The organism is Bartonella sp. ML70XJBT (assembly GCF_028618425.1).
Lineage (GTDB): Bacteria > Pseudomonadota > Alphaproteobacteria > Rhizobiales > Rhizobiaceae > Bartonella.
This window is the reverse complement of the sequence record NZ_JAQISX010000020.1, coordinates 20,456-27,171: the sequence shown is the minus strand read 5'-3', so window position 1 is coordinate 27,171 and position 6,716 is coordinate 20,456. Positions and strand designations below refer to the sequence as shown.

Genomic DNA, 6,716 nt, shown 5'->3' with positions numbered 1-6,716 from the left:
ATGGATGTGTCACTGATTGTTCCGATAGCAATGGAAGAGAAGCTTCGTTTTGCTATTCGTGAAGGTGGTCGTACTGTTGGTGCCGGTATCGTTTCTAAGATCATTGAGTAAATAATGGTTATTGAAAAACGCCTTTATTTTTAAAGGCGTTTTGCATGACAGGGAAATAAAGAGCATGAACAGTCAAAATATTCGCATTCGCTTGAAAGCGTTTGATCATAGAATTCTTGATACATCGACGCGTGAGATTGTATCGACTGCTAAGCGGACCGGTGCAAATGTCCGTGGTCCTATTCCGCTTCCGACGCGGATTGAGAAATTTACGGTTAATCGTGGGCCGCATATCGATAAGAAGAGTCGTGAGCAGTTTGAAATGCGTACACATAAGCGTCTTCTTGATATTGTTGATCCAACGCCGCAAACAGTGGATGCGCTTATGAAGCTCGATCTTTCTGCTGGTGTGGATGTAGAAATTAAGCTCTGAGGTTTGAGGACAGAAGGAACAGACCCGATGCGTTCAGGTGTAATAGCACAGAAGCTGGGCATGACCCGTATTTATAATGATGCTGGTGAGCATGTGCCGGTGACAGTACTTCGTTTAGAGAATTGTCAAGTCGTTGCTCAGCGTACAGTTGAAAAGAATGGTTATACTGCTGTTCAATTAGGTGTAGGCTTGGCTAAGGTTAAGAATACTTCACAGGCTCTTCGTGGACATTTTGCTAAGGCTTCTGTTGAGCCTAAAGCTAAAATAGCAGAGTTTCGTGTTAGTCCCGATAATCTTCTCGATATCGGTACAGAGATTACAGTGGAGCATTTTGTTCCAGGGCAGAGAGTTGATGTGACTGGTACCAGTATTGGTAAGGGATTTGCTGGTGTTATGAAACGGCATAACTTTGGCGGGCATCGTGCTTCCCATGGTAATTCAATTACACATCGTGCTCATGGTTCTACGGGACAGTGTCAAGACCCTGGTAAAGTGTTTAAAGGAAAAAAAATGGCTGGCCATATGGGGCAGGTGCGTGTAACAACACAAAATATTGAAGTTATTTCCACTGATATTGAACGTGGTTTAATTTTAGTGCGTGGTGCTGTTTCTGGTTCGAAGGGTTCTTGGATTTTGGTAAGAGATGCTGTTAAGAAACCTCTCCCCGATAATGCTCCAAAGCCTGCTGGTATTCGCCGTCTTGTGAAGGAGAAAACGGAGATGATTACTCCGATGACGGAAACCTCTGAAGTTGAGGGAGCCTAATAATGGATCTTGTAATTAAAACACTTGATGGTAATGAAGCTGGTAAATTAAAAGTTTCTGAATCTATCTTTGATCTTGTTCCACGTGAAGATATTTTGCAGCGTGTTGTTCGTTGGCAATTGGCCCGTCGTCAACAGGGAACGCATCAATCACAAGGGCGCTCTGATGTATCACGAACGGGGGCAAAGATGTTTAAACAAAAGGGAACTGGACGTGCTCGGCACTCATCTGCTCGTGCACCACAGTTTCGAGGTGGGGGTAAAGCACATGGGCCGGTGGTTCGTAGCCATGCGCATGATCTGCCTAAAAAGATTCGTGCCCTTGGGTTACGTTTTGCTTTATCTGCAAAATTAAAAGCAAAAGATTTAATTATTGTGGATGAGTTGACTGTTAAGGATGCTAAAACGAAAAAGCTTGTTTTTCATTTTTCTAAGCTTGGCTTTAATAATGCTCTGTTGATTGGTGGTAAAGAGATTGATAATAACTTTTTTCGTGCAGCATCGAATATCCCTAATATTGATATTTTGCCCATTCAGGGAATTAATGTTTATGATATTTTGCGTCGCAGCAAACTTGTTTTATCAAAGGCAGCTGTTGAGGCTCTTGAGGAGCGTTTTAAATGACAGATCTTCGCCATTATGATGTAATTATTAGTCCAGTTATTACTGAAAAGTCGACTATGATTTCTGAATATAATCAAGTTGCTTTTAATGTCGCGCCGAAAGCGACGAAACCTGAAATTAAGGCTGCTGTTGAAGCGCTTTTTAGCGTAAAAGTAAAAGCAGTTAACACGATAGTCCGCAAGGGTAAAGTGAAACGTTTTAAAGGTATTGTTGGTCGGCAGAGTGATGTCAAAAAAGCGATCGTGACACTGGCGGCTGGTCAGTCTATCGACGTTTCTACAGGTCTTTAAAGAGGCTCGGAGATAGGAATAATGGCACTTAAGCAATTTAATCCAATAACACCTGGGCAGCGTCAGCTTGTCATTGTGGAGCGTTCTTGTCTTTATAAGGGAAAACCTGTAAAGATGTTGACGGAAGGTTTATCTTCAAAAGGTGGACGTAATAATCGCGGTCGTGTTACTGTTCGTTTTCAGGGTGGTGGACATAAGCGGAGCTATCGGTTTGTTGATTTTAAGCGTCTTAAACGTGATATTTCTGCTAAAGTTGAGCGTTTAGAGTATGATCCAAATCGCACAGCTTTTATTGCGCTTATTCGCTATGAAGATGGGCAGTTAAGTTATATCCTTGCGCCACAGCGTCTTGGTGTTGGTGATTCTATTATTGCTGGTTCAAATGTTGATGTTAAGCCGGGTAATGCTATGCCGCTTGGTAATATGCCAGTGGGGACAATTATTCATAATGTTGAGATGAAACCGGGGAAAGGTGGTCAGATCGCACGTTCCGCAGGAACCTATGCGCAGCTTGTTGGGCGAGATCAAGGAATGGCTATTCTTCGTCTTAATTCTGGAGAGCAGCGTTTGGTATCTAGCAGTTGCTTTGCGACCGTTGGTGCTGTTTCAAATCCTGATCATGGGAATATTAATGATGGCAAGGCAGGTCGGTCACGTTGGCGTGGTAAACGTCCTCATGTTCGTGGTGTTGCTATGAACCCCGTTGATCATCCACATGGTGGTGGTGAAGGACGTACATCAGGGGGGCGTCATCCGGTGTCTCCTTGGGGTAAGCCTACAAAGGGTAAGCGTACGCGTTCCAATAAAGCCACTGATAAGTTTATTATGCGTACGCGTCATCAGCGCAAGAAATAAGAAAGGTAGTCTGAAGTGGTTCGTTCAGTTTGGAAAGGTCCGTTTGTTGACGGCTATCTTCTTGGTAAAGCAGAGAAGGTACGTGCAAGTGGACGTAATGAAGTTATAAAAATATGGAGTCGTCGCTCTACTATTTTGCCGCAATTTGTTGGTTTGACTTTTGGTGTTTACAACGGCAATAAGCATATTCCTGTTTCTGTTTCTGAAGAGATGGTTGGACATAAGTTTGGTGAGTTCGCTCCTACCCGGACTTATTATGGTCATGGTGCCGATAAAAAAGCGAAGAGGAAGTAGGAATGGGAAAAGCTAAGGTTCCGCGCCAGCTTAAAGATAATGAAGCAAAGGCTGTCACACGGACAATTCGTGTTAGTCCGCAGAAGCTTAATTTAGTTGCTTCAATGATTCGTGGTAAAAGAGTTAATGTAGCGCTTGCTGATTTGATGTTTTCGCGTAAACGTATTGCTGCTACTGTGAAAAAAACGCTTGAATCAGCAGTTGCAAACGCAGAAAATAATCACGATCTTGACATTGATTCGCTTATTGTAGCAGAAGCTTATGTTGGTAAGTCGATCGTTATGAAGCGCTTTCATATTCGTGGTCGCGGGCGTGCTAGTCGAATTGAACGTCCATTTTCACATCTTACTATTGTTGTTCGTGAAGTTAGCGAAAAAGTGGAGGCCGCGTAATGGGTCAGAAGATCAATCCAATAGGACTTCGTCTTGGTGTTAATCGGACCTGGGATTCTCGTTGGTATGCTGATAGTGGTGAATATGGGCGTCTTCTTCATGAAGATTTGAAAATTCGCTCTTATGTGTTTGAAGAGCTTAAACAGGCTGCGATTTCTAAGGTTGTTATTGAGCGTCCTCATAAAAAATGTCGTGTTACGATTCATTCTGCACGTCCTGGTTTGATTATCGGTAAAAAGGGTGCTGATATCGAGAAGCTTCGTCGTAAGCTTTCAGAAATGACTAATGCTGAAACTTCGTTGAATATCGTGGAGATTCGTAAGCCAGAGATTGATGCGACGATTATTGCACAATCAATTGCTCAACAGTTAGAGCGTCGTGTTGCTTTTCGTCGCGCAATGAAGCGTGCCGTTCAGTCTGCTATGCGTCTTGGTGCGGAAGGTATTCGTATCAATTGTTCTGGTCGTCTTGGTGGTGCTGAAATTGCTCGTATGGAATGGTATCGTGAAGGTCGTGTTCCACTTCATACCTTGCGTTCTGATGTCGATTACGGTACAGCAGAAGCTAAGACCGCTTACGGTATTTGTGGTATTAAAGTTTGGGTCTTTAAGGGTGAGATTCTTGAACATGATCCGATGGCTTCGGAACGTCGTGCTACGGAAGCTGATCAATCTGGTTCTTCATCGAATCGTCGCCGCGAAAATGCTTAGTTTTTGAAATTGAACTAAAATTTGGAGTAGAGAACAATGTTGCAGCCAAAGCGCACAAAGTTCCGTAAGCAGTTCAAGGGCCGTATTCACGGTGTTGCGAAGGGTGGTACGGATTTAAATTTCGGTGCCTACGGTTTGAAAGCTGTTGAGCCGGAGCGGGTTACTGCTCGTCAAATTGAAGCGGCACGTCGTGCGATTACACGTTATATGAAGCGTTCTGGTCGTGTGTGGATTCGCATTTTTCCAGATCTTCCAGTTACATCTAAACCGACGGAAGTTCGCATGGGTAAAGGTAAGGGAAGTGTTGATTATTGGGCCGCACGTGTTGCTCCTGGGCGCATTATGTTTGAGCTTGATGGGGTTCCTGAGGATGTTGCACGTGAAGCACTAAGGTTGGGCGCTGCAAAGTTGCCTATCAAAACGCGTTTCATCCAGCGTATTGCTGAATAAAGAGGTTAAGCGATGAGAGCCAGAGAATTACGGGCGCAAACGCTCGACCAAATGAAAGATGAATTGGCTAAGTTAAAGAAAGAGCAGTTTAATTTGCGCTTTCAAAAGGCTACAGGTCAATTGGAAAAGACTGCACGTGTTAGACAAGTTCGTCGTGATATTGCACGCATTAAGACTTTTCTTCGTCAAAAGTTAAGTGAAAGTAAGGTTTAAGGAAATAAGAGATGCCTAAACGCGTTTTACAGGGTGTTGTTATTAGCGACAAAAGCGATAAAACTGTCGTTGTAAAAGTGGAGCGTCGTTATTCTCATCCGCTTCTTAAGAAGACTGTTCGGCAGTCTAAAAATTATAAAGCGCATGACGAAAACAACCAATTCAAGATTGGGGATCAGGTTTCTATTCAGGAATCTAGACCAATTTCAAAAGATAAATGTTGGATTGTTGTAAAAGACAATGTAGTGTAATGAGCTAAGTTTATTGTTTTAGAATTTAACAGTGGTTTTTCGTTGATAAATTTGAAGACGATGGCTTTGTATTTATTTGGCAGGCAAATCTGAGTGTATAAAAGGTACAGGCGGATATATATGTTAAGAAAAGGTGGCCAGTCATGATTCAGATGCAAACAAACCTCGACGTTGCTGATAATTCTGGTGCTCGTCGTGTCATGTGCATCAAGGTGTTAGGCGGTTCAAAGCGGAAATATGCTTCGGTCGGTGACATTATTGTTGTTTCGGTTAAGGATGCTATTCCTCGTGGTCGTGTTAAAAAAGGTGATGTTATGAAAGCTGTTGTGGTGCGTACTGCTAAGGATATTCGTCGCGCAGATGGTAGTGTCATTCGTTTTGATAGTAATGCTGCGGTTTTAGTGGATAATAAAAAAGAGCCGATCGGTACGCGTATTTTTGGGCCTGTTCCCCGTGAATTGCGTGGGAGGAATCATATGAAGATCATCTCACTTGCTCCTGAAGTGTTATAAGGAGTTGATGTTATGCAGAAGATTCGAAAAGGTGATAGAGTTGTCGTTTTATCTGGTAAGGATAAAGGGTCGAGTGGTGAAGTAATTAAGGTTAGTCCAAAAGAGAATAAGGCTTTTGTTCGTGGGATTAATATGATTAAACGTCATCAACGTCAAACACAGAAGCAAGAAGCTGGAATTATTTCTAAAGAGGCTCCGATTCATCTGTCTAATTTGGCGATTGCTGACCCTAAAGATGGTAAGCCTACACGCGTGGGCTTTCGTATGAATGCAGATGGTAATAAGGTACGTTTTGCCAAGCGTTCGGGAGAGTTGATTAATGGCTGAAGAAAGACAAATACCGCGTATGAAAGCGTATTATTTTGAAGTGATTCGTAAAGCGCTTCAAGAGAAATTTAATTACAAAAATACAATGCAGATTCCGCGGATTGATAAAATTGTAATTAATATGGGGATAGGTGAAGCAACTGCTGATTCAAAGAAGCCTTCCCTTGCTGCTGAGGATTTAGGACTCATAACAGGTCAGAAGGCTGTTGTTACCCGTGCGCGTAATTCTATTGCAACCTTTAAGGTTCGTGAAGGAATGCCTCTTGGGGCTAAAGTGACATTGCGTAAAGATCGTATGTTTGAGTTTTTAGATCGTCTTGTTACGATTGCTCTTCCGCGCGTTCGTGACTTTCGAGGTTTAAATCCAAAAAGCTTTGATGGTCGTGGTAATTTTGCTATGGGTATTAAAGAACACATTGTGTTTCCAGAAATTAATTATGATAAAGTTGATCAAATTTGGGGCATGGATATTATCGTTTGTACGACAGCGAAAACGGATGATGAAGCGCGTGAGTTATTGCGTGCCTTTAATTTTCCTTTTCGTTCGTAA

14 protein-coding genes and 1 pseudogene are annotated in these 6,716 nt (G+C 42.6%); all 15 read left to right on the top strand.

All coding sequences use genetic code 11. From position 1 onward, the window contains the following. Window positions 1-111, top strand: a pseudogene (locus tag PVV65_RS07790) (elongation factor Tu); the annotation flags it as partial. A gap of 64 nt (window positions 112-175) precedes the next feature. Next, entirely contained in the window at window positions 176-484 is a 309-nt protein-coding gene (gene rpsJ / locus PVV65_RS07785) for a 30S ribosomal protein S10 (RefSeq protein ID WP_005773267.1), read from the top strand. A gap of 27 nt (window positions 485-511) precedes the next feature. Next, window positions 512-1,249 (top strand): 50S ribosomal protein L3, encoded by a 738-nt coding sequence (gene rplC / locus PVV65_RS07780; RefSeq protein WP_273755498.1) that lies wholly within the window; start codon window positions 512-514, stop codon window positions 1,247-1,249. A gap of 2 nt (window positions 1,250-1,251) precedes the next feature. Then, a complete protein-coding gene (gene rplD / locus PVV65_RS07775; RefSeq protein WP_273789786.1) occupies window positions 1,252-1,872 on the top strand; it encodes a 50S ribosomal protein L4 in 621 nt (206 codons plus the stop codon). Further along, window positions 1,869-2,162, top strand: coding sequence for a 50S ribosomal protein L23 (locus tag PVV65_RS07770; RefSeq protein WP_120122472.1), 294 nt, complete (start codon window positions 1,869-1,871; stop codon window positions 2,160-2,162). Before rplD ends, PVV65_RS07770 begins: the two co-directional genes overlap by 4 nt. Before the next feature lie 21 nt (window positions 2,163-2,183). After that, the gene (rplB, locus tag PVV65_RS07765) at window positions 2,184-3,017 is read left to right on the top strand and encodes a 50S ribosomal protein L2 (protein ID WP_273789785.1); all 834 of its coding nucleotides are present in this window, start codon (window positions 2,184-2,186) and stop codon (window positions 3,015-3,017) included. 15 nt (window positions 3,018-3,032) lie between these two features. Next, on the top strand, window positions 3,033-3,311 hold the full coding sequence (rpsS, locus tag PVV65_RS07760) for a 30S ribosomal protein S19 (RefSeq protein WP_004855734.1): 279 nt from the start codon (window positions 3,033-3,035) through the stop codon (window positions 3,309-3,311). 2 nt (window positions 3,312-3,313) lie between these two features. Continuing rightward, window positions 3,314-3,703: a 50S ribosomal protein L22 gene (gene rplV, locus PVV65_RS07755; RefSeq protein WP_273755501.1), complete on the top strand. Its 390-nt coding sequence runs from the start codon at window positions 3,314-3,316 to the stop codon at window positions 3,701-3,703. Then, window positions 3,703-4,413 carry a 30S ribosomal protein S3 gene (rpsC, locus tag PVV65_RS07750; protein ID WP_273755502.1) on the top strand — a complete coding sequence of 237 codons (711 nt, stop codon included), beginning with the start codon at window positions 3,703-3,705 and terminating at the stop codon, window positions 4,411-4,413. Before rplV ends, rpsC begins: the two co-directional genes overlap by 1 nt. A gap of 36 nt (window positions 4,414-4,449) precedes the next feature. Beyond that, entirely contained in the window at window positions 4,450-4,863 is a 414-nt protein-coding gene (rplP, locus tag PVV65_RS07745) for a 50S ribosomal protein L16 (protein WP_139413397.1), read from the top strand. Between the two features lie 12 nt (window positions 4,864-4,875). Then, entirely contained in the window at window positions 4,876-5,076 is a 201-nt protein-coding gene (gene rpmC / locus PVV65_RS07740; RefSeq protein WP_120100732.1) for a 50S ribosomal protein L29, read from the top strand. 11 nt (window positions 5,077-5,087) lie between these two features. Beyond that, complete coding sequence (rpsQ, locus tag PVV65_RS07735) at window positions 5,088-5,327, top strand: 30S ribosomal protein S17 (protein WP_273755503.1); 240 nt, start codon at window positions 5,088-5,090, stop codon at window positions 5,325-5,327. A gap of 143 nt (window positions 5,328-5,470) precedes the next feature. After that, window positions 5,471-5,839 (top strand): 50S ribosomal protein L14, encoded by a 369-nt coding sequence (rplN, locus tag PVV65_RS07730; protein WP_004855715.1) that lies wholly within the window; start codon window positions 5,471-5,473, stop codon window positions 5,837-5,839. A 12-nt stretch (window positions 5,840-5,851) separates the two neighbouring features. Then, window positions 5,852-6,166 (top strand): 50S ribosomal protein L24, encoded by a 315-nt coding sequence (rplX, locus tag PVV65_RS07725; protein ID WP_273755504.1) that lies wholly within the window; start codon window positions 5,852-5,854, stop codon window positions 6,164-6,166. Continuing rightward, entirely contained in the window at window positions 6,159-6,716 is a 558-nt protein-coding gene (gene rplE / locus PVV65_RS07720; RefSeq protein ID WP_273755505.1) for a 50S ribosomal protein L5, read from the top strand. The genes rplX and rplE overlap by 8 nt, the downstream gene beginning before the upstream one ends.